The sequence below is a fragment of the Nonomuraea helvata genome, assembly GCF_039535785.1.
In the GTDB taxonomy this organism is placed as follows: Bacteria; Actinomycetota; Actinomycetes; order Streptosporangiales; family Streptosporangiaceae; genus Nonomuraea; species Nonomuraea helvata.
Genome location: NZ_BAAAXV010000001.1, coordinates 3283769 through 3309196, shown reverse-complemented (window position 1 = coordinate 3309196; position 25428 = coordinate 3283769). Strand labels below are relative to the sequence as shown.

Here is a 25428-nt window from a genome sequence, read left to right as displayed (position 1 = left end):
GGGCTCCGTCGAGAGGCAAGATCTTCAGAGACGGGACAACGGGCCTGCCTAGTGGCCGAGGTTGACCTGTGCCCTGTGGTGGTCGCCTTTCTCGATCAGGTCGACGAACCCGAGGGCGTAGTCCGCGGCGGAGATCGCACCGCCGTCCTCGGGCTGAACCGCGACGTCGTCGCCGAGCCGATAACGGCCGAGTCGTTCGCCGGGCATACGTGCGCCGAACCTGAGCGCCGGGCTCACGAAGACCCAGTCGAGGGTCGGGGGCGTGGCTGGGAGGTCCTCGATGATGAGCGCGGCTCCGGCGCGGATCTCGTCGTGGAGCTCTGCGGGGATGTGGCTGAGGTCGGTGACGAAGCGGGCCGCCCCGGGTGCGGGGCGCAGGGAGGAGTAGCCGCCGACGACGTACAGGGGTACGCCTGGGATTGGCGCGTCGGGGAGCGAGCGGCTCAGCCCGGTTACCTGGTGGCCGCGAGAGGCGGCCTCCGCGACGATGGCTGAACCGGCGTAGCCGGTGCCGCCGATGACGGTGATACGGGACACGAGGTGCCTTTCTCCGGGACGGATGGCGTCAGGCGACGCCCTGTGATTGCCGTAGGAGGGCAGCTCTCTGATAGGAAGAAGGCACTTTGTGGTAACCACTCAGGCCGAGTCAGTGCTCCGCAGCAGCCCCTATCGTGCGGACTGTCCGACCCGCCACATCCTGGATCGCATCGGCGACCGTTGGACGGTGCTCATCGTGGGCGCCCTGTGGGATGGCAGCGCTCGGTTCTCGGAGCTGCGCCGACGCATTGAGGGCATCTCGCAGAAGATGCTCACCCAGACTCTCCGCGGACTGGAACGGGACGGGCTCGTACGCCGTACCGTCTACCCCGAGGTTCCGGTCCGCGTCGAGTACGCGCTGACCGAGGCGGGCCGCACTCTGCGCGAACCGCTGCGCGCGCTGGAGGAATGGGCGATCGCGCACCTCGGCGAGGTGTCGGCGTCGCAGGAAGCCTACGACCACGCGGACCAACCTCCCCCTAACTCCACGGCCCGCGACACGTGACGCTGCGATAACGGCGCTACCTACTGCCGATCTCAGGAACTCGGGCCGACAGGGGATCTGCCACCGCATACACGGTTGTCGTCTCGGCTTCAGGACGCCATGGCGGGCCCGCTACACCGTCGAACGCGCCCTTTCCGGCCTCCCAGCGCGTGAGGATCTCCACCACATCGACCATGTCGAACCGTTTCCTCGCCAACCCTCTCCCCCTCATCGTCCTTGACGACACACCAAGAGGATCTTGAGAAAGACATAACATAGTCCACTCGACACACCACGCAGAGTAAGTCGGATCAATACCGTGATCGCTGCCCAGCGCTGTCAACGGCCAGGTGCGGTGAACGCGGGTCAAATGGCATGTAGTGGTACTGTGAAACAGGACGCGGTAGTGCGTCGAGTAGGGGACTCTGCAGCTTTTAATCCATAGGTTCCGGGTTCGATCCGCGTGCGCCTGAGACCAATATCTATCTCTTTTAATCAAACACAAGACCGGCCTGACGATGGCGCTGTCGAGGGCATTCGACGTCGTGCCGTCCCGGGGTCGATGCCCATACGCACGGTGCGAACACTCCGCTGAACGGGGCCATTCAGCCACCATCCGTCTTCTTTTGGAACCATGGGTATCCGCCACACGTCTCAACTGGGAGACCTCTGACAACGTTGAGTGGTGCGCATGTCGAAAGACCGGATCTCTCTCGGCCTTGCACTCTTCGGGCTGGCCGGGCTCTGTGGCCTGGTGGCCTGGTTCTGGTGGCCGGACATGTTGGGGAAGCTGGCGCTGTGGTTCGGCGCGGCGTCCTTCACCTGGAAGGGCTTCCGGGCCTTTCTGGGAAAGACCAGCCCCTCACGGGCGCCGACCACTGCCCAGCCGGACCCGCCTGCTAGGCCTGCGTTCTGCACTCCGGGCGCCGACGGATCCCTGCGGTCGAAGGGGCCGTCCGAGGCCCCTTCGCCTCCATCTGTTTCCCGGGACGGCGGCGTGCGAGACGCCGACGCATCCCCGCCCTCCGTGCAAACGGATCATGGAGTCAGACAGGCGGTGCAGGACGCCGCCGAAAACACCCTGCACAGCATGCGGCGATTCTGGGTCGTGCTCACCTTGGTCCTCTTGGTGCCAATGACGCTGGCCATGGCCATCGGGGGGATTGTCATGCTCTGCAAAGGCGACGTGCCGATGGCTGGTGTCATATTCGCGGTGGCCGGCTTCCTGGTGTGGTACTGCTGCGGACCGCTGCGGCGTTTCTGGAAGTCGGGTGAGGTTGAGCTGGATGACTTGAATGAGGTAGTCGACGGTACGGACGAGTGACGCCAGCCAATCGTTACGCATCCACATGCGCTGAGGTGGGTGTACCGCTCGAATATTGAGTTACGGGGCCTGAGCTGCGGTTAAGCGGCGTGGCGGTATTCGCTGATCATGCCCCGCGACGACGGGTTATCGGCGGACGGTTCGCTGGTCGTTGAGGTCGGTCACGTGCCGGGCGGGCTGCGTTGCGTGAAGGGTGTCAAAACCAGGCCCAAAGGCGTTGACCTGCGCATTCGTGACGGCACCTCATTGGTTAGCCGTGCGCTGGTACTCGTTGATCAGACCGCCGAGAACGTGGCGGCGCTCGATCCGGCCCAGCGGCAGCGGGATCACGTTGGAGGCATCATTGGTGGGAGCTCGGAGGGCGAGGGAGCGGTGTGGCCGGTGTCGGTTGTAGTGATCGGCGTATTCGTCCAGCACGGTGCGAAGGTGTCGCTCGCCGAAGATGAGTAGTCGGTCGGTGCATTCCGTGCGTGTGGTGCGTACCCATCCCTCGGCGAACGCGTTCGTGCGAGGCGACCGTGGCGGGATCTTCAGCACGTGAATGCCGTTGCCTGCGAAGACCTCATCAAAGCTGCTGGTGAACTTCGTGTCCCGATCCCGAATCAGGAACCGGAACGTGTTGGCCCGGTCCTCCAGATTGACGAGAAGGTTACGGGCTTGCTGGGTAACCCATGCGCCATCAGGGTGAGCGGTCCCGCCGAGCACGTGCACGAACCGGGTGCCGACCTCCACCACGAAGAAGACGTACAACCGGCGCAGCGTGACGGTGTCCACCGTGAAGAAATCACAAGCCAGCGTGCTCGCGGCGTGGGCGCGGACGAAATCACGCCAACGATCATCGGCACGTCGCGGCGCGGGCACGACTGGAAGACCGTCAAGAAGTATCTGCAGGCTGAGGGTGCAGTCCCCGTGGTCATCCTTCGATCTCGTCTGCTTGCCGGCTGACAGATCGAAGGATGATCACTAACTCAGCTCGAACACGTCAATGACACGCCGACCCTCTGGACGTGAGGTCGTACCCCGTTCGGGAGATGAGGTCGTACGCGGACATGCACTGAAGTCGGCCACGGAAGCCTCGGGATTTACCGAGACGGCGGCCTGGCCGAAGCGGTGGTGGTGCCGGAATACACGCTGTTGGCTCTGCCCTCGCAGCTGGACGTGAAAGACGCATGCTTGGTCGAACCCGGCGCCGTCGCCTGGCACGCTGTGCGCCGCGCACAGGCGCGACCAGGAGAGCGCTTTCTCGTGGTCGGTGGGGGGTCGATCCGGCTCCTGGCAGCCGCAGCGGCCCAGCATCTCTCACGTACACCGCCTACCAGCACACTGCCTGAAACTGGCTACCTGCCGCCGCTCTCCGACGCCCCTGCGCCGGGTGGTCTGGCCTGTGCGCCATGGAGGATGAAGTCGGCCATTCGCTCGAGGAAGTCGTCGTCCAGCGGGTGGCCGAGCATGAGCCAGTGGAAGTAGAGCGGCCCCGAGAGCATCTCCAGCAGGAAGTCGGGGTCGGTGTCGGCGGGTAGTTCGCCGCGTTCGACGGCGCGCTCGAAGATGACTCCTGAGACCTTGAACCGGGCCGGCCAGAACCTGTCGAGGAGTTCGTACAGATCGGCGTTCGCGGCAGTGCGCGGGCCGGCTTCGCGCAGCAGCGCGGCGACCCAGGGGACGTTGAGGCCGAGCCGGATCTCTTTGAGCAGCTCGATGAGATCCCCGCGCAGGCTGCCGGTGTCGGCGGGCGGCACCAACTGGCCACGGCGCTCAATGAGGGCGGTGGACACCAGGCCGACCTTGTTGCCCCAGCGGCGGTAGATCGTCGTCTTGTTGACGCCCGCGCGCTCGGCCACCGCATCGACGCGCAGCGCGGCGTAGCCGACCTCGCTCAACTCCGCGATGGTGGCATCGATGACGGCTTCGCGCACGCGCGCCGTCCGTCCGCCCGGCCGAACCGTGGCCGCGTCGGCGTGCAGATGCTGAACGTCTTGCAGCGGTTCTCCTGCCATACGGCCAGGTTAGAGCGACGCAAATCCTAGTACAACTCGCAGGTGCATTAAGCCGGGAATTAAGGCAACAGACAGTTGTGTTAAGAGGAAGCAGAACCTAGAGTCCTCAACGCAACCACTCGTTGTATCAACGTCCGTTCGAAGGAGAACTGCCATGATCTACCACCAGATCCGCATCGCCCTGAAGCCCGACGCTCCCGAAGGCCAGGTCCAGCACGCGCTCGACCTGTTGCGCACGCTCGGCGACAAGCTCGACGCTGTCGAGTTCTTCATGGTCGGTCGTGACTTCGGCGGCGAGTTCCACTACGGCACCATGTACGCGCTCAAGGACATCGACGCCTACCGCACCTACATGTACGACGCGCTGCACCGTCAGATCGACGCGATCGGTATACCGCTCGCGGCCAACATGGTCTCACTGGACCTCACCGACGACCCCGACCCCGAGATCGGCGACAAGATCGCCCAAGTGCACCGCGACCGGTTCATCGACCACCCCGAACTCCTCGACCTGATCGAGAACCTCGGCTCCTACGAAGGCAGCGGCGTGCCCGACGACGACTCCACGCCCACATGAGCCGGCATCGGCGCGAGACAGCGGCCGCAGTGAGGGCGACGTGCGCCGGCACACGCAGCACACCAAGGAGAACGCCATGCCGAGCAACACACCCATGATCACGGTCAGTGACGCAGAGCTGAACGAGCTCCGCGCCCGGTTGAGGGCCACGCGATGGCCCCAGCCGTGGCCCGTGCACGGCTGGCAGGCCGGCACCGACACCGTGGAACTCCGCCGCCTCGTCGCGTACTGGGCCTCCGGCTACGACTGGCGAGCCCACGAAGCCGCCATCAACGCCCTCCCGTCACATCTCGCGGACCTCGACGGAACACCGGTGCACTACCTCCGCTTCGACGGCGAGCACCCGGACGCGCTGCCGATCGTCCTCACGCACGGCTGGCCCAGCTCCTTCCTCGAACTCATCCCCCTCGCCCACCAGCTGGCCACCCCATCCCGGTACGGAGGAGCAGCCGAGGACGCCTTCACCGTGATCGTTCCCTCACTGCCCGGATTCGCCTTCTCACCCCAGCGGCCCACGCTCACGAATACTCAGCAGACACACGAACTCTGGCACCGGCTGATGCGCGACGAACTCGGCTTCGAGCGGTACACGGCGCACGGCGGAGACCTGGGCGCCGGCGTCACCTCACGGCTCGCCGAGGCCCACCCCGAGGCGCTGGTCGGCATCCACCTGCTGGCCGTGGCCGCCCCGGCCGACTACGACCCGGACGGCCTCACCCCGCAGGAACAGGCCCACCTCGCCTCCGTGGCGGCCTGGCAGGAGCAGGAAGGCGGGTACCAGCACCAGCAGAACACCCGTCCCCTCACCCTGGCCCACGGCCTGGCCGACTCACCCGCCGGCCTGCTCGCCTGGATCGTCGAGAAGTACCGCGCGTGGAGCGACTGCGGAGGCGACCTGTCCTCGCGCTTCAGCGACGACTTCATCCTCACCCAGGCCTCCCTCTACTGGTTCACCGGCACGATCTCGACCTCCTTCAGGCCCTACTACGAGTACGCCCACGGCATGACAAAACGTGTCGAACGGGTGAGGGTGCCCACGGCCGTCGCCCTGTTCCCCGCCGACCTGAGCCGGCCCCCACGCAGCTGGGCCGAGCGCACCTACAACGTCACGCGCTACACGCACATGCCCCGCGGCGGACACTTCGCCGCCCACGAAGAACCCGACCTGCTGGCCCACGACATCATCGAATTCTTCCGCGCCCACCGTCCGTCTGTGCCTTCAGCCCCTCGATTCGATGCCTGAACCCCGACGGCCAGGCCCAGGGCGTTTCTGCACCGCGGCCAATACCCGATTGCCACCAGAGGTCGCGCTGAGCGCGGCCTCAGCAGCGCGAACAGGTCCAGCGCATCGTCGATCGCCACCGCATCAAAGCAGGGTTCCCTTCGCAATCCCTGGGAATCCTCAACGAGCGAAGTGCTGATTAGGTGCAGCGTGGAGGTTCCGTTGCTCTAGTGCGTCGTAATTCGGAAGGATCTCTCATTTTCAATCGGACGGGGTGCGCGCCGAATGCCAAATTCATCACGTGAACGATCCGCGCATTGAACGGGTTATTTTTGCGTTGTGCGACGCGGGCGAATGTCTGGAGGTACGGTCTGCTGTACTTGTGGTGGACAGCGGGCGATATTGTCACGGCTCGTTGTCTTCATAATTTCGAGAGGAGACGGGGCGAAGCGTCATGGTGCGTCCTGTTGAATTCTTGGCTGACTGGCCGACCTGTGGATGGTTCACCGAGAATCCGGCCAGCGCGTCCGAGAGGTCGTACCGGGACTTGACAGCAGTGCCGGCCGGGTGTCCGGAGAGGGATTAGGGGATATGTCATCGGGGAGTAGTAATACGTCCGGGTTGCTGGGATCGCGCCTGCAAGCGGCGCGTGAGATGGCGTTTGTGGGGCGGGAGGAAGAGCTCGCGGTTTTCGACGCGGCGTTGTACGGCGGCGGCTGCAGCGTTCTGTACGTGCACGGTCCCGGCGGTATCGGGAAGTCGGCTTTGTTGCGGCGGTTTGCGCAGGCGGCCGTGGTGGCGGGGCGGCCGGTGTCGGTGGTGGACGGGCGCACGGTGGAGCCGTCGCCGGCGGCGTTCGAGGCCGAGGCCGAGTTGGTGCTGCGGGATGCGGACGCGGTATTGCTGGTCGACGACTTCGAACGGATTCAGGGCTTGGAGGGATGGCTGCGCGAGCGGTTCCTGCCGCGGGTGCCCATGGGGGCGTTGGTGGTGATCGCGGGGCGAAACCCGCCGGACCTGCGGTGGCAGGCCGACTCGGGATGGGCGGGGGCGCTGGAGGTGCTGGCCCTGCGCGACCTGCCGACCGCGGACGCGCAGGCTCTGCTGGACTCCTGCGGGGTGGCGGCCGAGTTGCGCGAGGTGCTGCTGGCGTTTGCCGGTGGTCATCCGCTGGCGCTGCTGCTGGGGGCGGCGGTGGCGGTGAAGGACGGCGGGGCCGGCAGGCGGTGGATGCCGAATCAGGACGTGGTGGCCACGTTGCTGGATCAGCTGGTGGGCGAGCTGCCTTCGGCGGCGCATCGGCATGCTCTGGAAATCTGCGCGCATGCGTACATGACGACGGAGGAACTGCTGCGGGCGGCCTTACCGCAAGACGCCAGCAGGCTGTTCGGATGGTTGCGGCGGTTGCCGTTCGTGGAGTCGAGCCGTCTGGGGCTGTTTCCGCATGACGTGGTGCGGGAGGTGCTGGAGGCGGACCTGCGATGGCGGGATCCCGAGGGGTATACGGCGATGCACGACCGCATCCACGCGCACCTGGCGGAGAGGGTACGTACGGCGAGCGACGCGGACGTACTCGGCGCGGTGGCGGCACTGCTCTACCTGCATCGCGACAACGAGGCGCCGGCCGACTTCCACCGCTGCCGCGACGAGGGCGAGTTCCAGGAAGAGGTGCTGCGCGAGGAGGACGTTGGCACGCTGGTCCGGGTGGCCACGGCAGCGGAGGGTGCGGCGTCCGCCGCCTGCGCCGCCTTCTGGGCGGAACGTCAGCCGGAGGCGTTCCGGCTGTATCGACGGACCGAAACCGGTGAGGTCGTGGCCTTCACAGCGTGGTTGCGTCTGGCCGAACTCGATGAGCAAGAACTGACGGCCGATCCCGTCGTGGCCATGGCGTGGGCGCATGCGCGCGCCTCCACGCCATTGCGCGCCGGTGAACATCTGGCGGTCAGCCGGCTATGGGTGCTGCCGCCTCATTGCGAGAATTCGCCGGTGATGGATGTGATTCAGTGGCGGGTGATCGGTAATTGTCTGCGGGCCGAGCGGATGGCCTGGTCGTATATCGCGGTAAAGCGTCTGGGCAAGGCGTGGGTGGAGCGTTTACGGCGTTACGGGATGCGGGATATCCCCGAGCAGCCGCGGCTGGGGGAGGACGCGTACACGCTGTTCGCTCATGATTGGCGCGCGGTGCCGGCGCGGGCGTGGCTGGAGCGGGTGAACCACCTGCCCGTAACGGGTCCCGCCGACGGGCCGGAAACCGAGACGGCGGAGCTGGCGGTGCTGTCCCAGGCGGAGTTCGCCGAGGCGGTTCGCAAGGCGTTGCGCCAGTTGTCGCGGCTGGACGCGCTGGCCGCTTCCCCGCTGACGCGCACCAGGCTGATCGCCGAGCGGGCCGGGCAGGACCCGGCCACGGCACTGGGCGACCTGCTCCGCCAGGCGATCGACGACCTACGCCATGACCCACGCTCGGCCAAGCTCCACCGGGCACTGTCTGTCACGTTCCTGCACGGCACGCCCACCCAGGAGCTGGCCGCCGAACGACTCGGCCTGCCGTTCACCACCTACCGTCGCCACCTGACAGCCGGCATCGAACGTATCTGTGCCGACCTGTGGCACCGGGAGCTCTACGGCGCCAACGCGTCGTGAACGGTGTGGCCGTCGCCTCCGAGATGGTGAAGACGCCACCGGCGGCGAGGACAGAGGCCACCACGGTCATGGACAGCTTGCCTGACCATGGCGCGATCACGCCGACGACCAGCGTGCCCTTGCCGGTGTCGCAGCCGCCTGAGCCCTGCGCGGTCTCGGTCTTGTCCGTACCGCACGCGCTCGTCCTCAGCATCCCGGCCAGCACTGCGGACAGCACGCCGGTGCTCTTCCTGTTCAACGGATCGCCCCCGATGGGTGAAGTTCACATTTGACCGGAGGCAAGCTAGGGACTCCGCCTGTCCATTCGACAGGTCAGATCTATGACCAGAAGCTGCCCGCGAAGAACCGGACAGTTTTTGGTCTGCGAAATGAGCAGGTACTCCGCCTAGCCTGCCGCGACACGGTTACGAACGGAGTTCCATGCGTACTATCGGGCTCATCGGCGGCTTGAGCTGGGAATCGACGGTCATCTACTACCAGGTCATCAACCAGCGCATACGCGAGCGCCTCGGCGGCAGCCATTCCGCCAACAGCCTGATCTGGTCGGTCGACTACACCACGGTCGAAGACCTCATCTTCGCCGGCCGGTGGCAGGATGTGGGAGCGCTGCTGGCCGAGGCGGGCGGCGGGCTCGAGTCGATGGGCGCCGAGATACTGCTCATCTGCAGCAACACCTTCAACCGGGTGAGCGACGAGGTGGCACAGAGCACGAACGTGCCCGTCCTGCACATCGCCGACGCGGTGGGAGCCGAGGTCACAGCCAGAGGCATGCGGAAGGTCGGCCTGCTGGGCACCCGCTTCACGATGGAGGAGCCCTTCTACCGGGACCGGTTGGCCACCCACGGCTTCGAGGTGATCGTCCCCGGGCGCGCGCAGCGCGAGCTGGTCCATGACGTGATCTTCGACGAGCTGGTGCGCGGAACGCTCCGTCCCTCCTCCAGGAGCTCCTACACCGCGATCATCGACGACCTGGCCGACGCGGGCGCCGAGGGCGTCATCCTCGGCTGCACCGAGATCGAGCTGCTGATCAGCGACAAGGACAGCCCCGTCCCCGTACTGCCGAGCGCCCGCCTGCACGCCGAGGCGGCGGCCGCCTTCGCCCTGTCCGGCTGACCCGCTCAGCTCTCGTGCGCGCCATAGAGCTCGCGACGCCAGAGATCCTCGCAGACGCGCTCGATTCCGGAGACCAGATGGCGGCGGTAGGTGGAGTAGGGCAGGCCGAGCCGTTCGGCGGCGGCCTCCTGAGTGGGCACGCCGCGCAGGTAGGTGGTGTCCAGCGCGATGCGGCTTGCTCGCGCGCGGGTCCCCGCTCAGGTTCCTGATGCTCTCTTCCCGGAGCTGGCGAAGGGCCAGTACGGGGTCGGCGTGCCCGGCGACCAGCCTGCTGCGGACGAGGGGGTTGGCGGCCAGTTCGGAGGGGCGCGACAGGTGCCGCAGGGCCTTGCGCACGGCACCCGCGAACTCCTCCTGTGACAACACCGCCAGCTCAAGCTCCGGCACCTCGGGAACATCCCTGCGCGGCCCGGCCGTCAGCACCCGTTCGAGCCACACCTGGACGGGCGAGGCCCCGCCAGTCGTGGGAGAACAGGGCGTATTCCGAATCTCCGAGCACGCGAGTTTTCCCTGGTCGTACTTGTGATAGTGCCGGTGGTAGCCACTCAGCTCCCCCAGTCGCGGTACGCCGGTAGACGCGGTACGCCTGCGGTTGCCTGTCCATCCAGAAGCGCATGGCGACGACGGACTCCACGCCGTCGACCTTGGCGGCCAGGCGCAGCGCAGCGGCATGATCTGCAACGTGTCCGACCAGTCGGGATCGGCCTGCCACAGCAGATCCGGGGAGTTGCGTCCGGCCACGACGACGAGCGCGCCGACCGGCAGGGGGCAGGAAGTGTTCGCGCAGCCAGTTTTCCAGGCTTTGGATCTGTTCGAGGGTGTCGATGAGCAGCACGGCACGCTCGCCGTCGAGCACCGGTCTGGCGGCGGACTCGAAGGCGGCCGGGGACGGGCCCAATGCGTGGCCGTCCAGCTTTGTCACCGGACGTCCGGCCGCCTCCTGCGCGAAACGGCACAGCAGCGCCGACTTGCCCACACCGCCCGGACCGTGCACGAACAACACCCGGCCCCCGATACGCAGCGCCGCCTCGAAGACGGCAAGCTCCTCCTCCCGGCCGACGAAGGTCCGCTTCCGCGCCGCCAGCAGCCGCCGCCCCAGCACTGCGACCGGCTCAGCCACCCGCCAGCTCCCGCGCACAGGCGCTGAGTCCGATCTCGCTGGAGGCCTTGACCAGCACGACATCCCCCGGTTCGAGCAGCCCGGCGGCCAGCCTGACCGTCGCGGCCGTGTTCTCGGCCGTCCGCACGGTGACGCCCGCCGACTCCGCCTCCCGCGCCATCTCGACCGGATCCCCCGGCCCGACCGCGATCAGCACGTCGATGCCCAGATCGGCCACGAGCCGCCCCACCTGCCTGTGCCGGGCGCGCGAGGCATCGGCCTGCTGGCCCATCGCACCGAGCACGGCGACGGTACGGCGTCCGCCAGCCATCGCCTTCAACGCCCGTAGCCCGGCTCGCATGGACTCGGGGTTGGCGTTGTAAGCGTCGTTGACGACGGTGATGCCGTCGGGCCGTTCGAACACCTCCAGTCGCCCGGGGGAACGCCGCCTGGCCGCGTTCAGCCCGTCGGCGATCTCGCCGGCGGACAGCCCGAGCGTCACCGCCACCGCGGCGGCGCCCAGCGCGTTGCCCACCTGGTGCTCGCCGATGAGGTCCAGCTCGACCCGGGCGCGGCTGGAGGGCGTCACCAGGTCGAACGAGGGCTTGGCCAGGTCTCCCAGCCGCACGTTCTCGGCACGCACGCCCGCCGATCCGCCGTACGGGACGATCCGCGCCTTGGTACGGCCCGCCATGCCCATGACGTACGGATCGTCGGCGTTCAGAATCGCGAACCCGCCGGCGGGCAACGCCTCAACCAGTTCCCCCTTCGCGGCAGCGACGTCGGCCAGCCTGCCCCCCATGCGCGAGACGTGCGCGGCACCGACGTTGAGCACCAGGCCCACCTGCGGGGGCGCGATTCCGGTCAGATAGGTCAGGTCGCCCTTGCGGCCCGCGCCCATCTCCAGCACCAGGTACTGGGTCGTGGCGTCGGCACGCAGCACGGTGAGCGGCAACCCCAGCTCGTTGTTGAACGATCGATCGGTGGCGATCGTCGGCCCGTGCCGTTCGAGCACCTGGGCCAGCAGGTCCTTGGTCGTGGTCTTGCCCACCGAGCCGGTCAGGGCGATCACGATCGGACCGAGGCGTGCGAGCACGTGCCGGGCCAGTACGCCCAGCGCCGTCTGCACGTCCTCGACCACAAGGGCGGGCACCCCGACGGGCCGGGAGGCCAGCACGGCCACGGCCCCGGACGCCACGGCCTTCGCCGCGTAATCATGCCCGTCCACGCGGGCCCCGGCCGTCGCGGCGAACAGTCCACCCGGCACGACGTCACGGGAGTCGATCGCCGGCGGCGCCGTCACCAGCGCCTCCGGCTCACCCACGCTGTGCAGGTCCGCGCCGATGACCCGGGCGATCTCGGCCAGCGTCATGTGGATCACGAGCCGCTCCGCGCGAACGCCAGGTCGATGAGGCGGCGCAGCAGGTCCGGGTACGGGACGCCGCTTTCCGCCCATGCCTTGGGGTAGACGGATCGGGGGGTGAAGCCCGGCATGGTGTTGATCTCCAGGACGTACAGGCGTCCGGTGTCCTCCTCGTACAGGAAGTCGACCCGGGACAGGCCGTAGCCGCCGATCGCCCGGTAGACGCGCAGAGACAGCTCACGCACGTCCTCGGCCACCCGTTCGGGCAATGCGGCGGGAATCGTGGAGATCTCGGAACTGCTGAGGTATTTGGCCTCGTAGTCGAGCCACGCGCCGTTCACGTTCAGCTCGCCGGGCACCGAAGCCTCCGGCGAGTCATGATCGCCGAGCACGCCGCAGATCAGTTCGCGGGCGTCGACGCCCTGCTCGACGAGCACGACCCGGTCGTGGGTGAGCGCCAGATCGACGCCCGCGCGCAGTTCCTCCATGGAGGTGACGCGCGAGATGCCGATGGAGGAGCCCATGTTGGCCGGTTTGACGTACATCGGCCAGTCGAGCGTCTTGACCAGGCCCCAGTGGTCGGTCGTGGTGCGCCATTCGTGGTCGGTGAACCAGACGTACGGAGTGACGGGAATACCCTCGGCGACGAACGTGCGCTTCATCGCGACCTTGTCCATCGCCACGGCCGAGGCCAGGACACCGCAGCCCACGTACGGGATGCCCAGCGTCTGCAGATGGCCCTGAAGAACGCCGTCCTCTCCGAACGGCCCGTGCAGCACGGGGAAGAGCACGTCCGCCACGCCGCGGCGCAGTTCCAGCGGCCATCTGCCCTGGCGGTCGATGATGACGGGTATGGGCTCGTACAGGTCCTTCGGCAGGGCGTCGAGCACCGCCTGCGCCGACTGCAGCGACACCTGGTGCTCGGCCGAGGGGCCGCCCGCCAGCACGGCCACGCGCAGGCGTTCAGTCATGATCGAATCAGCCTTCCTGTCACTTCGTGCGGAACTTCGCCGCCGGTGGCGCGTTGTCCGCCACCACACACCTGGTCCGCCCGAGTGTGCTCGCCCCGCCTGACCGTTCCCCAGACCAGTTTGCTGTCCACTTTCTGGCCATCCCCGGTTTTTAGACGAGTCCGGGGTCAGGGCGGTCTCAGCTTTCGTCGGTTCCATCGGCACCCCGTTGACTCCCATCAGGTTCGAATCCTGCAGGGCGCGCTTTGATCCTGGCTCTGACATGCGGTGATGTGGGATCATGCGGTGCATGAGACGTCGGCTGGCCGAGCCTGTTGACATGGCCGTGATGGCCGCATCGGGTTCATCTCGGCCAAACCTGTCGACGACGCGTGAATACTGACCCCCAGGCGACGGCCGAAATCTGACCCCCCTTGCAGTTCACTCTGGAGGGTGATCAAGGTGGAGGACTGGGCGGAGATCCGCCGGTTGCACCGGGCCGAGGGCATGCCGATCAAAGCGATCGCGCGGCATCTGGGCATCGCCAGGAACACGGTGCGGCGGGCATTGGCGGCCGAGGAGCCGCCGAAGTATCAACGGCCAAGTAAGAAGTCGATCGTGGATGCGGTAGAACCGCAGATCCGCCAGCTGCTGCGGCAGTGGCCGGACATGCCCGCGACGGTGATCGCCGAGCGGATCAGCTGGCAGCGGTCGATAACCGTGCTCAAGGACCGCATCCGGCAGATCCGGCCGGAGTACCGGCCCGTCGATCCGGCCTCGCGCACCAGCTACCAGCCGGGCGAGCTGGCTCAATGCGATCTATGGTTCCCGCCGGCCCGCATCCCGGTCGGGCCCGGCCGCGGGATGAGCCTGCCGGTGCTGGTCCTGGTCTGCGGCTACTCGCGCTGGCTGCTGGCCCGGATGCTGCCTTCCCGCGCAGCGGGGGATCTGTTCGCTGGGATGTGGGCGCTGCTGTCCCTGCTCGGCGCCACCCCGAAGACTCTCGTGTGGGACAACGAGGGCGCCATCGGGGCATGGAAAGGCGGCCGCCCGCAGCTCACCCGCGACGCCGAAGCCTTCCGCGGCACGTTGGGCGCTCGCATCCTGCAGTGCCGGCCGGCCGATCCGGAAGCCAAAGGGCTGGTGGAGCGGGCCAACGGCTATCTGGAGACCTCATTCCTGCCGGGCCGCGCCTTCACCGGCCCGCACGACTTCAACACCCAGCTGGAGGGTTGGCTGCAGCGAGCCAACCAGCGCCATCATCGCCGTCTGGACTGCCGTCCGGCGGACCGGATCGGCGCGGATCGGGCGGCGATGGTCGCGTTGCCGCCAGTGCCGCCGACCGTGGGCTGGCGCAGCGCGACCCGGCTGGCGCGCGATCACTACGTGCGCGTCGCCTCCAACGACTACTCCGTTCACCCGTCCGCGATCGGCCGCCTGGTCGAGGTCGTCGCCGACCTGGAGCACGTCACGGTGACCTGCGCCGGCCAGGTGATGGCCCGGCACGAGCGCTGCTGGGACGCCCACCAGACGCTCACCGACCCCGCTCACGCCCGGGCCGCGGCGGCGCTGCGCTCAGCCAGGCTGCAGGCCGTGGCCACGCCGATCGACACTGAGGTGGAACAACGCCAGCTCAGCGACTACGACGCTTTGCTCGGCATCGAGACGGTGGCGTGATGGCCACACGAACCACCAGCACCGCGTCGGCGGCGGCCGCGAATGGCCGCAACCTTGCCGCCGAGCTGGCCTATCTGACCCGGGTGCTGAAGGCGCCGTCGCTGGCCGCGGCCGTCGAACGGCTGGCCGAACGAGCCCGCGCCGAGTCCTGGACGCATGAGGAGTTCCTGGCCGCCTGCCTGCAACGCGAGGTGGCCGCCCGCGACTCCCACGGCGGCGAGGCCCGCATCCGCGCCGCCCGCTTCCCGGCCCGCAAGGCTCTAGAAGATTTCGACTACGACCACCAGCGCTCACTCAAACGCGAGGCCATCGCCCATCTGAGCACGCTGGACTTCGTCACCGCCCGGGAGAACGTGGTCTTCCTCGGCCCGCCCGGCACCGGCAAGACGCACCTGTCGATCGGGCTGGGGATCCGCGCATGCCAGGCCGGTCACCGGGTCGCCTTTGCCACCGCGGCCGAGTGGGTGGCCCGCCTGGCCGACGCGCACACCGTCGGCCGCTTGCAGGACGAGCTGGTCAAGCTGGCCCGCATCCCGGTCCTGATCGTGGACGAGGTCGGCTACATCCCATTCGAGCCCGAGGCCGCCAACCTGTTCTTCCAGCTGGTCTCGAGCCGCTACGAACGCGCCAGCTTGATCGTCACGTCCAACAAGCCCTTCGGACGCTGGGGCGAGGTATTCGGCGACGACGTGGTCGCCGCCGCCATGATCGACCGCCTCGTCCACCACGCCGAAGTGATCTCACTGAAGGGAGACAGCTACCGGCTGAAGAACCGCGACCTGGGCCGGGTTCCACCAGCCCGATCCGAGCACGAGCAGTAGCCAACGACAACATCAGGGGGTCAAGATTCAACCGTCGTCAGGGGGTCAGAATTCGGCCGTCGTTGACAAAACCACGGTCACGTGAGGATGCGCCGGGGCAGCCATCAGGCTGCGACTGGGCCGTCGCCGTGCTCTCCCGATATACCTGGCCAGGGCGCGGTGGGTCGGTGTGCTCACTGGGCGCGGCAACGAGCTCTCCCGAGACGCCTTCGCGCCCATCTGGTCGGGCGCGGTACGGCCCCTCGAGCGGTCCGGGTGCTGCTGCCCGATCCCCGACCGGGCAGGAGTCAATGCGATGCTTCGACCGAGGGCTGCGCCCGGGTGGCTGCGGAGGTTTCGTCCGACACCGCTTGTTGGCGAGTTCTGACACCGCCGGGCACGTGTCGGTGCCGCGGATGTTGGTTTGCGTCGACACCGCTTCCGCGCCCGACGGGTGTCAGGTTGTCCGCTGCCTTGTGGCTTGGGCCAGACGGTAGGAGTCGGTGCCGGTCTCGAGGATGGTGCCGCCGAAGGTGAGTCGGTCGACGATGGCTGCGCATAGCCGGGGGTCGGTGAAGGTCTTGGTCCAGCCGCCGAAGGACTCATTGGACGCGATCGCGACCGAGGCCTTCTCCTCACGCTCGGTGAGGACCTGGAAGAGGAGTTCCGCGCCGCGGCGGTCGAGTTGCATGTAGCCGAGTTCGTCGATGCATAGCAGGTCGACGCGGCCGTAGCGGGCGATGGTCTTCGCCAGCGTCATCTCGTCGGCGGCCTCGACGAGCTCGTTGGCAAGCTGGGTCGCCAGGGGTGTACTTGACCCGGTAGCCGGCCATGGCGGCCTCGGTGCCGAGTGCGATCAGCAGATGGGACTTGCCGGTGCCGGAGTCCCCGATCAGACACAGCGGCTGTCCCTTCTGGACCCATTCGCACTTGGCGAGGGTGTGGATCCCGGCGGGATCGATGTTGGGGTTGGCGTCGAAGTCGAAGGCCCGCAGGGACTTCTCGCGGGGGAACTTGGCGGCCTTGATCCGGCGTTCGGACCGGCGTCGGGCGCGATCGTCGCACTCGGCAAGCAATAGTTCGGCGAGGAACCCGCGGTAAGACATCTGCTCACGCCCTGCCCGGTCGGCGTAGTCGGTGAAGGAGTTGCGGATGGTGGGCATTCGCAGCATCCGGCACGCTTGGTCGATCGCGGCGTCGGCTGCTTCTTCGGTCATTCCACGGCGCTTGGTGGTCACGGTGCGGCTCCTTCGTTCGGGGTGTCACGTCGGCTGGCCAACAGCTGGTCGTACTTCTCCACGCTCGGCAGCGGCCGAGTGTCGGCCGGGATGTGGGCGCGGAGCCGGCGCTCGGTCAGCGATCGCACGGCAGGGATCTCGCCTTCTCCGCGTGCCCTGTCGCCGCTCATCAGGGACTGGTGGTCCGCTGTCGTGTCGTCGGCTCCGCCATCTGCTGTGTCGTTGTACTTGCGCGCTTCCAACGCGACAGCGTCCGCGGTGAGCGCGCCTGCACGCAGCGCCGTCGCGAGTCCGGCGACGACGTGGTCGTGTGGAAGGTGCCGGTGCATCATCAGGACCTCAATGAGGGCACGGGTGCCGTCAGCGTCACCGTGGGCCTTGCAGGCCGCGGCCCACCAGGCGTCGTGAACGGGCGTGAACCGCCCGGATGCCCTGGCCTGCTCCAGCGCTTTCGCACCGGGTAGCGCGCCCGGTTTGCGGAGGACCTCGAGATAGTGGTCCAGGTCGACCCGGGTCGAGCCCTTGGTCATGAGCCGTTCGTGGCGGGCGATCTCGGTCCTGCCGTCGAACACGACCAGGTCGCTGGCGTTCAGGAGCACCCGGGCTTGACGGCCGACCATGCGCGCGGGCACGGAGTACTTGTTCATCCGGACCGTGACCTGGGCGTACCGGTCCACGCGCGGGGTGAACCAGCGGCCGGTCTCGAACGGCTCGGTCGGAAGGGGCGCGAGGAGTGGCTGCTCGGTGGCGAAGTGTTCCCCGACCGTGCGGGCGCGGGACCCGATCCGCCGGGCGTCGTCGGCTTCGTCCCAGGCGTCGACCATAGCGTTGAGCTCGGCGAGGGAGTCGACTTCTGGGATGGGGACGAGGTGGTTGCGTCGGAACCAGCCGATCTGCCCCTCGACGCCGCCCTTCTCGTGCGCACCTTGGATTCCGGGCTGGCAATAGAAGGCTTCGATGCCGTAGTGGGAACGGACGGCGGTCCACCTGTCGGCCTCGACCCGCTGGCGGGAGAACCCGATCACGCTCGCGACGGCGGCCTTGAGGTTGTCGTAGCGGATCTTCCCGGTCGGCACCCCGCCGAGCACGTTGAAGGCGTGGACGTGACCCTCGAAGAAGGCTTCCTGCCCAGCCGAGGCACTGACCCTGTGCACGGCCTTGCCTGAGTAGGAGAGCCGAAGGCTGAACAGCGCGCAGGTTACGAGCTCGCCGCGCAGGCGGATGGCGACGTCGCCGAAGTCAACCTCGGCCTCGCGGCCCGGGCGGTGCTCTTGCGGGATGAACGCGTTGGCAGGTTCCCGTCCGACCTCGACGCGAATCTCACGGCGTCGGGTGGCGACGTACTCGCGGACCATCCAGTACGACACCACCCCGGCCCCGTCATGTTCGTCAAGCAGTCGATCGAAGATCCGCTTCGCCGTGTGTCGCTGCTTCCGCGGCGCGTCGAGGTCCGAGCGCAGCCACTCGTCGATCACCACTCGGTACGCGTCAAGCCGTGAGCCGCGTTTGGGCGGTTGCTTTCTCTCCTTCGGCCATGCAGATTCCAGCGCCGCTGTCACGGTTCGGAAGCCGACGCCGTGCTTGCGCTGCAGCGCGCGGTTGGACATCCCAGATCGGGCATCCCGTCGGATCGCCGCGTACAGGTCGACCCGGGAACGCGGCTGCGTCATCGGTGGCACTCCTGACGTGAGCACGCCGTGAGCACGCCGTGAGCACGCCGTGGGCACGACTTTCGGCACCGGGCCACCGCCCGGGAACGGTGACCGCATGCGACCACAGCCCGGAATCACTGGCCCTACCGAGGTGCCTGGTCATGTGCTGCGCAGGGCTTCGGTGGGCGGTACTGAGTCGGCCCGGAGCGGAGGGTACGACCGACGACGGAGCCGATGAGCAGCGAGTAGGCCAGGTCGAGTCCCACTGAAGCCCAGGTCAGTACGACGGCCCGGCCTTGCGTGGTGACGAAGACGTTGGTGACGAGCACGCCCAGGATCAGGCCTGTGATGCCGCCGACGACATCAACCTTGACACCACCTGTCCGCCCCGTGTCCCTGGCGCGACGAAGATCTGCTTGCGCGGTGCCTAATCGGTCTTCCCGCAACACCTCGCAGGCCCCTCAGTGTTCGGTGCTGAAGAACCGTAGCAACAGCGGGCCGACGGTCTGTGGGTCGACGACGTGATCCGGCCCCTCGAGGGTCTCCCGTTGAGCGTGGGGTAATTGGTCTGCAAGCTCGTCGGCTGCGCGGTCGAAGAAGTCCGAGGGCAGGCCTGCCATATAGGGGACCGTGATCGGCCCTCCAGTGGTGACCAGGACCGGTTGGGTGACCGTTGCCAGTCGATCGGCCGGCAATTGGTAGCGGTTGAGGAAGACGCTGTCGTGGACCAGCGTGGGCGCGAGGGCGACCGAATGCGCCCAATGCGCCGTCTGCTTGCCTGCCGCTTTCCTGGCCGCGATGTTGTCGTCGGAGGCGCCGCTCATGCGCATGAACAGTTCGAGAACCTCCTCGTCTCGCCCGGCGTCGAAGGCGCGTCGGGTGTCTGCGATGTACTCCTCGAATCGCGGGCGTATGTCGTCCCCGACCGCGTAGGGCACCTCCCAGACGGCGATCGTGTCGATGGCTGACCCGGCCGCGGCGGCTTCCAGCGCCAGCGCGCCGCCCGAGGACGCCCCGAACAGGTGTGCCGAGCCGCCCGCCTCCGCGATCAACGCATTCAGGTCCTCGATCTCCCTTTCCACGGCGTACGGCTCGGTGAAGCCGCTCGCGCCGCGTCCCCGACGGGCATAGTTGTAGACCGTGAAGTGCTCGGCGAGAGCTGGCGCCAAGGGCGCGTTCTCCACCCCCTCGTCGAGTGCTCCGCCCACCAGAATGACGGCCGGACCGCTTCCTTCCCTGTCGTAGGCGATGGTGGTGCCATCGTTTGATGTCACGCGAAAGGCCATCTCGTTCATCTCACATCTCCGTTCGAGAGGTTTGTCTCAGCGCCTGAGCAGCGTGCCGACGACGGCCTCGGTGCGCGACCACCGCGTCCTTGCGATCACGGCCGCCACGATGAGTAAGGCGAGCGGCAGCCAAGGGCTCTGCTCGAGCACGAACTGATCGGTGATGACAGCACCGGTCAGCAATGCCGCCAACCCGAGACTGGCCAGGCCCGCCAGAGCCGGGATCAGAAGTCCAACCCCTCCCGCGACCTCCAGCGCTCCGACCAGGTACCGGAGCCACTGGCCAGCCCCGATGTCGGCGAACATGTCCACCATGATCGGGTCGCCGGCGAGCTTCGAGATTCCGCCGCCGGCGATTATCGCCGCCAGCACGACGTGCAGAATCCAGACCCCGATGCTGCTCGCCCGCCCGGGCGTGTGCGCAACGGTTTCCGAGGTTTTCTTGGGGATGGTGCTCATTCGGCTCTCCTTGTCGTGTCCGGGTCTGGTAGCGGTGATGGCGTTGGCCGAGTGGGCCGGGTTGTCGGAGTTGATTTCGACCAAGTGCTCGCGGGAGCGGCATCTATTTCTTGTTGCGGTAGAGGACCATGGTGATGGGACCGAAGACCGCGGCGAGAAGTACGGACGAGACGAGCACCCAGCCGATTTCCCCGGCGGGCACCGAGCCGTCCATCAGGCCGCGTACCACGGTCGCCAGGTGGGTGATCGGGTTGACCTCGACGACCGCCTGCATCCACCCGGGCATCGTCTTCGGGTCCACGAAGATGTTGCTCACGAACGTCAGCGGGAACATCACCATCATGCTGACCCCCGCCACCGAGTTCGGCGTGCGCAGGATCAGGCTGAGCATCGTCCACAGCCACGACAGGCAGAACGAGAACACCAGCAGCAGCGCCACCGAGAGCACCACGCCGACGGCGCCACCCTCCGGCCGGAACCCTAGGACCAGGCCGAGCGTGATCACGATCGCCGACCCGATCGAGTAGCGCACCAGATCGCCGAGCAGGGCGCCGACCAGCGGCGACGGTCGCCACACCGGGAGTGACCTGAACCTGTCGAACACCCCCTTCTGGATGTCGGTGTTCAGCGTTATGCCGGTGTTCATGGTGATCATGACGTTCGCCTGCACCAGGATCCCGGGCAGCAGGAATTGCAGGTACTCCTGAGTCGACCCGGCGAGCGCGCCGCCGAACAGGTAGGTGAACATCAGCGTGAACATGATCGGGAACATGGTCACGTCGACGAGCTGCTCCGGGACGTGTTTGATCTTCAGCAGAGCGCGCCAGCCGAATGTCAACGAGGTGCGCACCGGGCCGGGGCGAGACGGCCGCTCACCGGCCAACAGCACACTGCGCAGCGCGTCCTCAGTGACCGGCGCCGACGCCTGCTCCGCGGACGTGGCATTCATGCGGCATCCTCCTCGGGTGTCTCCTCGGCGGCGTGTCCGGTCAGGGTGAGGAACACCTCGTCCAGGCTCGGCTGACCGAGCGCGAACTCGGTGACGTCGATGCCGCCGCGGGACAGCTCGGCCAGGGCGCGGGCGACCCGCTCAGGGTCGGAGATCCGCGCGGACAGCGCGGCCGGGTCGGCGGACGGCTCAGCCGCCACCTCGAGGACGCCGGCGAGGACCCGTTCGGCCTCGGCCCGCTGCTCGGGCGCACGTAGCCGTACGTGCAGCGAGCCGGCGCCGACCGATGCCTTGAGCTCGCCGCTCGAGCCCTCGGCGATGACCTTCCCGTGGTCGATCACCGCTATCCGGTCGGCCAACTGGTCGGCCTCGTCGAGGTACTGCGTGGTCAGCAACACGGTGGCGCCCTCGGCGACCATGCCCCTGACGATCTCCCAGACCTGGTTCCTGCTGCGCGGGTCGAGCCCGGTCGTGGGCTCGTCGAGGAAGATCAGTTCGGGGGTGACGACCAGGCTCGCCGCGATGTCGATGCGCCGGCGCATCCCGCCGGAGTACTTCTTCACCTGCCGGTCGGCCGCCTCGGCAAGACCGAACGCGTCGAGCAGGTCGGCCGCTCGCCGCTTGGCCCGCGGGCGCGAGTAGCCGAGCAGCCTGGCGAGCAGCAACAGGTTCTCTACCCCGGTGAGGTCTTCGTCGACCGACGCGAACTGCCCGGTAAGGCCCACCCTGCTCCGCACCGCCCGGGCGTCACGCACGACGTCGTAGCCGAGCACTTGCGCCTCTCCGGCGTCGGGGCGCAGGAGCGTGGCCAGCATGCGGATCGTGGTGGTCTTGCCCGCCCCGTTCGGACCGAGCACGCCGTACACGCCCCCGGCGCTCACGGCCAGGTCCACACCGGCGACCGCGTGGGTCGTGCCGAAGCTCTTCTTCAACCCTCTCGTCTCGATCGCGAGCTTTCCCATGGGTTCGATTCCTTCTCTCGGCGTTGCGAACGGATTGGTGAGCTAGTCAAGTTTGACTACTTGGCCAAAGCAGACGAGGACGAAACGTCTAGTCAAGTTGATTAGACGCGCATCTTGAGGTGATCGGGGACCGTTCGCCACGAATCCGGATCATCGGCCATGGTGTAGGCGCCCTCAGACAGTCGTTTGCTCAGGCTCTTCGCCCACTCCAGTTCGGTGCGTGCCTGTCCCGCCCACAGTTCGGCCTGATCGCGGACGTGCTCGGGGGCGTCCCTATTGGGGTGCTCCCGCCACTCGGCCTGCACTACGAGCTCCGCTTCCAGGCGCGCGACCCGCTCGTTAACCTGCGCGATGGCATCTGTCCTGGTCAGCATGGGCAACATGGCGATGGACGCGTTGAGCATGTCCGGGTCGTGGGTGCGCCGCAGACCGTCGCGGACCAGTTCGACCATCTCGTCACGTCCCCGAGCTGTCGCGCGGTACAGAACGCGCTCCGGCCCGGAGTTGCCCGGCTCGGCGTGTTCGGTGAGGAGGCCATCAGCCGCCGCCTTCTTCAGCGCGTGATAAATCGAGCCGGGCTTGATCTTGGCCCAACTCTCCGCACCCCAGCTCTGCAGTTCGGACCGCACCTGGTAGCCATGCGCGCCGCCGGAGAGGTGCACGATACCGAGTACCAGGAGCTTCGTCGCCGACATGCGCCCACCTCCGCTCAACCCTCTCGTCTCGATCGCGAGCTTTCCCATGGGTTCGATTCCTTCTCCCGTGTTGCGAACGGATTGGTAGGGACTAGTCCAGTTTGACTACTTGGCCAAAGTACACGAGGACGAAACGTCTAGTCAAGGTTGATTAGGCGCGCATCTTGAGGTGATCGGGGACCGTTCGCCACGAATCCGGATCATCGGCCATGGTGTAGGCGCCCTCAGACAGTCGTTTGCTCAGGCTCTTCGCCCACTCCAGTTCGGTGCGTGCCTGTCCCGCCCACAGTTCGGCCTGATCGCGGACGTGCTCGGGGGTGTCCCGATTGGGGTGCTCCCGCCACTTGGCCTGCTCTACGAGCTCCGCTTGCGCGCCCGCCAGGGTGGTGTCAACTCCCACCAACACTAGGGTGCCCTCCTGGTCCGGGTGGTGTCAGCACTGACCTACAAACGGTGCTGGTGGAGACCTCCAAAGCCACCCGGGCATGCTGCTGGAGCAGGTGCGCAACAACGCCGAGTACGTGCGCGAGGCAGCGCAGCACTTGGACGTCGTCGAACTGCGCTTCTACGACCTGCGGAACCTGTATCGCATCATCCTGACCGACGAGGTCGCCTACATCACCCTGTACGGAGACACCGAACACGGCCGCAACTCGCCCTGCGTGGTTGCGCGGCCCCGGGGCTGCTCTACGGACTCGCGCTCCGCATCTTCACCAGCACTTGGGAGACCAGCAGCCCCGGACGGACCTGCGGCAGGGGAGAAGTGCTCGAGGGACCGGTCAACAGTGAATCGCTCCGGGTTCCTCCGGAATCAATTGCTGGAAGGCGACGGTGATCCCGTATCGCTCGATGAAAGCCGTTGCATGGATGAACGGGTCCCCAGCGTGCTCGGCACGTGCTCGTACGCCCCGGCATGCGACGTCAGCGACCGGCACTAACGGCAATGCCGGTTAGTTAGGGCTCGCAGATAATTAACACGCGGTCTTGATCTTATGGGCGCTGCAAGCCGCACTTGGTCCCTTTCCTAGTGGCCGGAAAATCGTGTCACGCCGTGCTAAGCCCTGCAAGGTCATGACCTGGGCGGATGACATTATCGGCAGGCGCAAAGCCAGCGCGGTGGTGACCGACTTGATGGCAAGGACGAACCTGGCGTCGCCGGTCATCAGCGACAGTCCCATGCCGCAGCCGCATCGTCACCATGAAGGCGGCGAATCCCTTAAGCCGGCCACGCCCCTGGTCGAACGGGCACACGCACCCGGTCGTCGGTGGCACCTCCGACGGCCTGTGTGGGTCTACCCGGGCCGCCCTGCCGCGTAGGACCTCGGCGTTTATCCTTCCCTGACCTTTGCCGGTCGGACACGGGACGAGGTGGTGGCAACCCATTGGCGACGCTCGTTGTACGGACCCGCCAACTGCGTCCTCTCGCTGTCAGCCGTCGATGCAGTCCGGGCCTGCGCGGGCTGGTGGCGCATGCCGGAGAATGGGTTACGCCAGATGCGGGCGCGGGGCGTGCGCCAACGGTGGCGCGTGGCCAGCAGCCCCAGGCCGAAGGCCGGTACGGCGGCGCACGGCGCGGTGACGCCGTTGAGCACGCCGAACGCGTCGAGCAGGATCGCCGAGCCCGCGCCGGTGACGGCGGGTAGCACGTACAGATCCTGCTCCCAGCGCAGCGAAGATGGCACCTCCATAGCCAGAACGCTGCTCAGGATGCCGCCGCCGACGGCGCTGGCGACGCCGAGCGCGACGGCGCTCGGCCAGCTGAAGTCGTGTCCAAGCGCCTTGACTGCCCCGGTGACGCCGAACAGCGCCAGAGCGGCCGTGTCGCACACGTCGATGACCGCGAGTACTCCGCTGTGGCGGTGCACCCGCGAACTGAAGAAGACGACCAGCGCGGCGGCCACGGGCATCAGGTAGTAGCCGCAGTCGGTGAAAGCGACGGGAACGACCCCGATGACCAGATCGCGGAACAGGCCGCCGCCCAGACCGGCCCCTTCGGCCAGGAGGAGCACCCCGAAGACGCCGAAGTTCTTGCGTACGGCGACGAACGCCCCTGACATCGCGAAGGCGAAGATTCCCGTCAGGTCCATCCAGTACCCGGCGACCTGGGTCAGCGCGTTCATCGCCACGTGCTTGATTCCTTCGTGGGTCTCCGCTGCACGGCTGTGCTGGAGGCCGGGATTCGGGTAGATGGCTCGGCGGAGCCGCGCAGCATGCAGATAGCCTTCATGTCCACTTCCGGGCTGGATTCTGTGGCAGGGCGGACCCGCCGGCCCGGGCGGGCCGGCGGCCATCACGCGGCGCCCACTCTGCACCCGCGGACCCTCCAGTTCACAGCTCAAAAACTGACCACGATCGCGCCACCGATGGGTCAGCCACTCACGCGTCTGGCAGCGTGCCTTCCCAT

The 25428-nt window shown here is 67.3% G+C and carries 27 protein-coding genes and 1 pseudogene; 11 read left to right on the top strand and 17 right to left on the bottom strand.

Annotated features, from left to right (window positions below; translation table 11 throughout):
- Positions 1-48: 48 nt before the first annotated feature.
- Complete coding sequence (locus ABD830_RS15485; protein ID WP_344987523.1) at positions 49-537, bottom strand: NAD(P)-dependent oxidoreductase; 489 nt, start codon at positions 535-537, stop codon at positions 49-51.
- An 88-nt stretch (positions 538-625) separates the two neighbouring features.
- Between ABD830_RS15485 and ABD830_RS15480 the strand changes: the two genes are divergently transcribed.
- Together ABD830_RS15480 and ABD830_RS15475 are read left to right on the top strand one after the other, a co-directional pair.
- Positions 626-1042 (top strand): winged helix-turn-helix transcriptional regulator, encoded by a 417-nt coding sequence (locus ABD830_RS15480; RefSeq protein ID WP_344987521.1) that lies wholly within the window; start codon positions 626-628, stop codon positions 1040-1042.
- Positions 1043-1712: 670 nt separating this feature from the next.
- Positions 1713-2345 carry a hypothetical protein gene (locus ABD830_RS15475; protein WP_344987519.1) on the top strand — a complete coding sequence of 211 codons (633 nt, stop codon included), beginning with the start codon at positions 1713-1715 and terminating at the stop codon, positions 2343-2345.
- A 243-nt stretch (positions 2346-2588) separates the two neighbouring features.
- Here the strand turns inward: ABD830_RS15475 and ABD830_RS15470 are convergent, their stop codons facing one another.
- Positions 2589-3206 (bottom strand): integrase core domain-containing protein, encoded by a 618-nt coding sequence (locus ABD830_RS15470; RefSeq protein WP_344987517.1) that lies wholly within the window; start codon positions 3204-3206, stop codon positions 2589-2591.
- A gap of 476 nt (positions 3207-3682) precedes the next feature.
- Complete coding sequence (locus tag ABD830_RS15465) at positions 3683-4342, bottom strand: TetR/AcrR family transcriptional regulator (RefSeq protein ID WP_344987515.1); 660 nt, start codon at positions 4340-4342, stop codon at positions 3683-3685.
- Positions 4343-4496: 154 nt separating this feature from the next.
- On the opposite strand from ABD830_RS15465, the gene ABD830_RS15460 reads away from it, so the two are divergent.
- From ABD830_RS15460 to ABD830_RS15440, 5 genes are all read left to right on the top strand, one after another.
- Positions 4497-4919, top strand: a complete 423-nt coding sequence (locus ABD830_RS15460; RefSeq protein WP_344987513.1) for a Dabb family protein — start codon at positions 4497-4499, stop codon at positions 4917-4919.
- A 76-nt stretch (positions 4920-4995) separates the two neighbouring features.
- The gene (locus ABD830_RS15455; protein ID WP_344987512.1) at positions 4996-6162 is read left to right on the top strand and encodes an epoxide hydrolase family protein; all 1167 of its coding nucleotides are present in this window, start codon (positions 4996-4998) and stop codon (positions 6160-6162) included.
- A 600-nt stretch (positions 6163-6762) separates the two neighbouring features.
- Positions 6763-8781: an ATP-binding protein gene (locus ABD830_RS15450; protein ID WP_344987510.1), complete on the top strand. Its 2019-nt coding sequence runs from the start codon at positions 6763-6765 to the stop codon at positions 8779-8781.
- Positions 8778-9053 carry a hypothetical protein gene (locus ABD830_RS15445; protein WP_344987508.1) on the top strand — a complete coding sequence of 92 codons (276 nt, stop codon included), beginning with the start codon at positions 8778-8780 and terminating at the stop codon, positions 9051-9053. The genes ABD830_RS15450 and ABD830_RS15445 overlap by 4 nt, the downstream gene beginning before the upstream one ends.
- A 148-nt stretch (positions 9054-9201) precedes the next feature.
- Positions 9202-9894 carry an aspartate/glutamate racemase family protein gene (locus ABD830_RS15440; RefSeq protein WP_344987506.1) on the top strand — a complete coding sequence of 231 codons (693 nt, stop codon included), beginning with the start codon at positions 9202-9204 and terminating at the stop codon, positions 9892-9894.
- Positions 9895-9899: 5 nt separating this feature from the next.
- Here ABD830_RS15440 and ABD830_RS15435 read toward each other — a convergent pair whose 3' ends face one another.
- Positions 9900-10034 (bottom strand): hypothetical protein, encoded by a 135-nt coding sequence (locus ABD830_RS15435; protein ID WP_344987504.1) that lies wholly within the window; start codon positions 10032-10034, stop codon positions 9900-9902.
- Between the two features lie 28 nt (positions 10035-10062).
- Here ABD830_RS15435 and ABD830_RS15430 point away from each other — a divergent pair, with 28 nt between their 5' ends.
- Positions 10063-10254 carry a hypothetical protein gene (locus ABD830_RS15430; RefSeq protein WP_344987502.1) on the top strand — a complete coding sequence of 64 codons (192 nt, stop codon included), beginning with the start codon at positions 10063-10065 and terminating at the stop codon, positions 10252-10254.
- Between the two features lie 13 nt (positions 10255-10267).
- On the opposite strand, the gene ABD830_RS15425 is transcribed toward ABD830_RS15430, so the two are convergent.
- From ABD830_RS15425 to ABD830_RS15415, 3 genes are read right to left on the bottom strand one after another with little or no spacing between them, the layout of a single operon-like run.
- Positions 10268-11014: an ATP-binding protein gene (locus ABD830_RS15425; RefSeq protein WP_344987500.1), complete on the bottom strand. Its 747-nt coding sequence runs from the start codon at positions 11012-11014 to the stop codon at positions 10268-10270.
- Positions 11007-12365, bottom strand: coding sequence for a UDP-N-acetylmuramoyl-tripeptide--D-alanyl-D-alanine ligase (locus ABD830_RS15420; protein ID WP_344987684.1), 1359 nt, complete (start codon positions 12363-12365; stop codon positions 11007-11009). The genes ABD830_RS15425 and ABD830_RS15420 overlap by 8 nt, the downstream gene beginning before the upstream one ends.
- 5 nt (positions 12366-12370) lie before the next feature.
- Positions 12371-13327, bottom strand: coding sequence for a D-alanine--D-alanine ligase family protein (locus ABD830_RS15415; protein ID WP_344987498.1), 957 nt, complete (start codon positions 13325-13327; stop codon positions 12371-12373).
- Between the two features lie 432 nt (positions 13328-13759).
- On the opposite strand from ABD830_RS15415, the gene istA (ABD830_RS15410) reads away from it, so the two are divergent.
- Both istA (ABD830_RS15410) and istB read left to right on the top strand, forming a co-directional pair.
- On the top strand, positions 13760-14983 hold the full coding sequence (istA, locus tag ABD830_RS15410) for an IS21 family transposase (RefSeq protein WP_344987496.1): 1224 nt from the start codon (positions 13760-13762) through the stop codon (positions 14981-14983).
- Entirely contained in the window at positions 14983-15804 is an 822-nt protein-coding gene (gene istB, locus ABD830_RS15405; RefSeq protein WP_344987494.1) for an IS21-like element helper ATPase IstB, read from the top strand. The genes istA (ABD830_RS15410) and istB overlap by 1 nt, the downstream gene beginning before the upstream one ends.
- 436 nt (positions 15805-16240) lie before the next feature.
- Here the strand turns inward: istB and ABD830_RS15400 are convergent, their stop codons facing one another.
- The 9 genes and pseudogenes from ABD830_RS15400 to ABD830_RS15365 all read right to left on the bottom strand — a co-directional run bounded on the left by ABD830_RS15400 (position 16241) and on the right by ABD830_RS15365 (position 23424).
- Complete coding sequence (locus ABD830_RS15400) at positions 16241-16588, bottom strand: ATP-binding protein (RefSeq protein ID WP_425567083.1); 348 nt, start codon at positions 16586-16588, stop codon at positions 16241-16243.
- A gap of 10 nt (positions 16589-16598) precedes the next feature.
- A pseudogene (locus ABD830_RS54215) lies at positions 16599-16946 on the bottom strand (ATP-binding protein); the annotation flags it as partial.
- 71 nt (positions 16947-17017) lie between these two features.
- On the bottom strand, positions 17018-18691 hold the full coding sequence (istA, locus tag ABD830_RS15395; protein ID WP_344987490.1) for an IS21 family transposase: 1674 nt from the start codon (positions 18689-18691) through the stop codon (positions 17018-17020).
- Positions 18692-19134: 443 nt separating this feature from the next.
- Positions 19135-19968: an alpha/beta fold hydrolase gene (locus ABD830_RS15390; RefSeq protein WP_344987488.1), complete on the bottom strand. Its 834-nt coding sequence runs from the start codon at positions 19966-19968 to the stop codon at positions 19135-19137.
- A 27-nt stretch (positions 19969-19995) separates the two neighbouring features.
- The gene (locus ABD830_RS15385) at positions 19996-20418 is read right to left on the bottom strand and encodes a DoxX family protein (RefSeq protein ID WP_344987487.1); all 423 of its coding nucleotides are present in this window, start codon (positions 20416-20418) and stop codon (positions 19996-19998) included.
- Between the two features lie 103 nt (positions 20419-20521).
- Entirely contained in the window at positions 20522-21367 is an 846-nt protein-coding gene (locus tag ABD830_RS15380) for an ABC transporter permease (RefSeq protein ID WP_344987486.1), read from the bottom strand.
- On the bottom strand, positions 21364-22329 hold the full coding sequence (locus ABD830_RS15375; RefSeq protein ID WP_344987485.1) for an ATP-binding cassette domain-containing protein: 966 nt from the start codon (positions 22327-22329) through the stop codon (positions 21364-21366). Before ABD830_RS15375 ends, ABD830_RS15380 begins: the two co-directional genes overlap by 4 nt.
- Positions 22330-22430: 101 nt before the next feature.
- Positions 22431-23072 (bottom strand): PadR family transcriptional regulator, encoded by a 642-nt coding sequence (locus ABD830_RS15370; RefSeq protein WP_344987483.1) that lies wholly within the window; start codon positions 23070-23072, stop codon positions 22431-22433.
- A gap of 103 nt (positions 23073-23175) precedes the next feature.
- The gene (locus ABD830_RS15365) at positions 23176-23424 is read right to left on the bottom strand and encodes a hypothetical protein (RefSeq protein WP_344987482.1); all 249 of its coding nucleotides are present in this window, start codon (positions 23422-23424) and stop codon (positions 23176-23178) included.
- Between the two features lie 85 nt (positions 23425-23509).
- On the opposite strand from ABD830_RS15365, the gene ABD830_RS15360 reads away from it, so the two are divergent.
- The gene (locus ABD830_RS15360; RefSeq protein WP_344987481.1) at positions 23510-23962 is read left to right on the top strand and encodes a hypothetical protein; all 453 of its coding nucleotides are present in this window, start codon (positions 23510-23512) and stop codon (positions 23960-23962) included.
- 390 nt (positions 23963-24352) lie between these two features.
- On the opposite strand, the gene ABD830_RS15355 is transcribed toward ABD830_RS15360, so the two are convergent.
- Complete coding sequence (locus ABD830_RS15355; RefSeq protein WP_344987683.1) at positions 24353-25144, bottom strand: trimeric intracellular cation channel family protein; 792 nt, start codon at positions 25142-25144, stop codon at positions 24353-24355.
- Positions 25145-25428: the final 284 nt, after the last annotated feature.

Excerpts from the sequence above, each read along its gene's own strand:
- ABD830_RS15475 (WP_344987519.1), top strand. The coding sequence starts at position 1,713 with ATGTCGAAAGACCGGATCTCTCTCGGCCTTGCACTCTTCGGGCTGGCC.
- ABD830_RS15465 (WP_344987515.1), bottom strand. The coding sequence starts at position 4,342 with ATGGCAGGAGAACCGCTGCAAGACGTTCAGCATCTGCACGCCGACGCG.
- ABD830_RS15460 (WP_344987513.1), top strand. The coding sequence starts at position 4,497 with ATGATCTACCACCAGATCCGCATCGCCCTGAAGCCCGACGCTCCCGAA.
- ABD830_RS15455 (WP_344987512.1), top strand. The coding sequence starts at position 4,996 with ATGCCGAGCAACACACCCATGATCACGGTCAGTGACGCAGAGCTGAAC.
- ABD830_RS15440 (WP_344987506.1), top strand. The coding sequence starts at position 9,202 with ATGCGTACTATCGGGCTCATCGGCGGCTTGAGCTGGGAATCGACGGTC.
- ABD830_RS15430 (WP_344987502.1), top strand. The coding sequence starts at position 10,063 with ATGCGGCTTGCTCGCGCGCGGGTCCCCGCTCAGGTTCCTGATGCTCTC.
- ABD830_RS15420 (WP_344987684.1), bottom strand. The coding sequence starts at position 12,365 with ATGACGCTGGCCGAGATCGCCCGGGTCATCGGCGCGGACCTGCACAGC.
- ABD830_RS15415 (WP_344987498.1), bottom strand. The coding sequence starts at position 13,327 with ATGACTGAACGCCTGCGCGTGGCCGTGCTGGCGGGCGGCCCCTCGGCC.
- istB (WP_344987494.1), top strand. The coding sequence starts at position 14,983 with ATGGCCACACGAACCACCAGCACCGCGTCGGCGGCGGCCGCGAATGGC.
- istA (WP_344987490.1), bottom strand. The coding sequence starts at position 18,691 with ATGACGCAGCCGCGTTCCCGGGTCGACCTGTACGCGGCGATCCGACGG.
- ABD830_RS15390 (WP_344987488.1), bottom strand. The coding sequence starts at position 19,968 with ATGAACGAGATGGCCTTTCGCGTGACATCAAACGATGGCACCACCATC.
- ABD830_RS15385 (WP_344987487.1), bottom strand. The coding sequence starts at position 20,418 with ATGAGCACCATCCCCAAGAAAACCTCGGAAACCGTTGCGCACACGCCC.
- ABD830_RS15380 (WP_344987486.1), bottom strand. The coding sequence starts at position 21,367 with ATGAATGCCACGTCCGCGGAGCAGGCGTCGGCGCCGGTCACTGAGGAC.
- ABD830_RS15375 (WP_344987485.1), bottom strand. The coding sequence starts at position 22,329 with ATGGGAAAGCTCGCGATCGAGACGAGAGGGTTGAAGAAGAGCTTCGGC.
- ABD830_RS15370 (WP_344987483.1), bottom strand. The coding sequence starts at position 23,072 with ATGGGAAAGCTCGCGATCGAGACGAGAGGGTTGAGCGGAGGTGGGCGC.
- ABD830_RS15360 (WP_344987481.1), top strand. The coding sequence starts at position 23,510 with ATGCTGCTGGAGCAGGTGCGCAACAACGCCGAGTACGTGCGCGAGGCA.
- ABD830_RS15355 (WP_344987683.1), bottom strand. The coding sequence starts at position 25,144 with ATGAACGCGCTGACCCAGGTCGCCGGGTACTGGATGGACCTGACGGGA.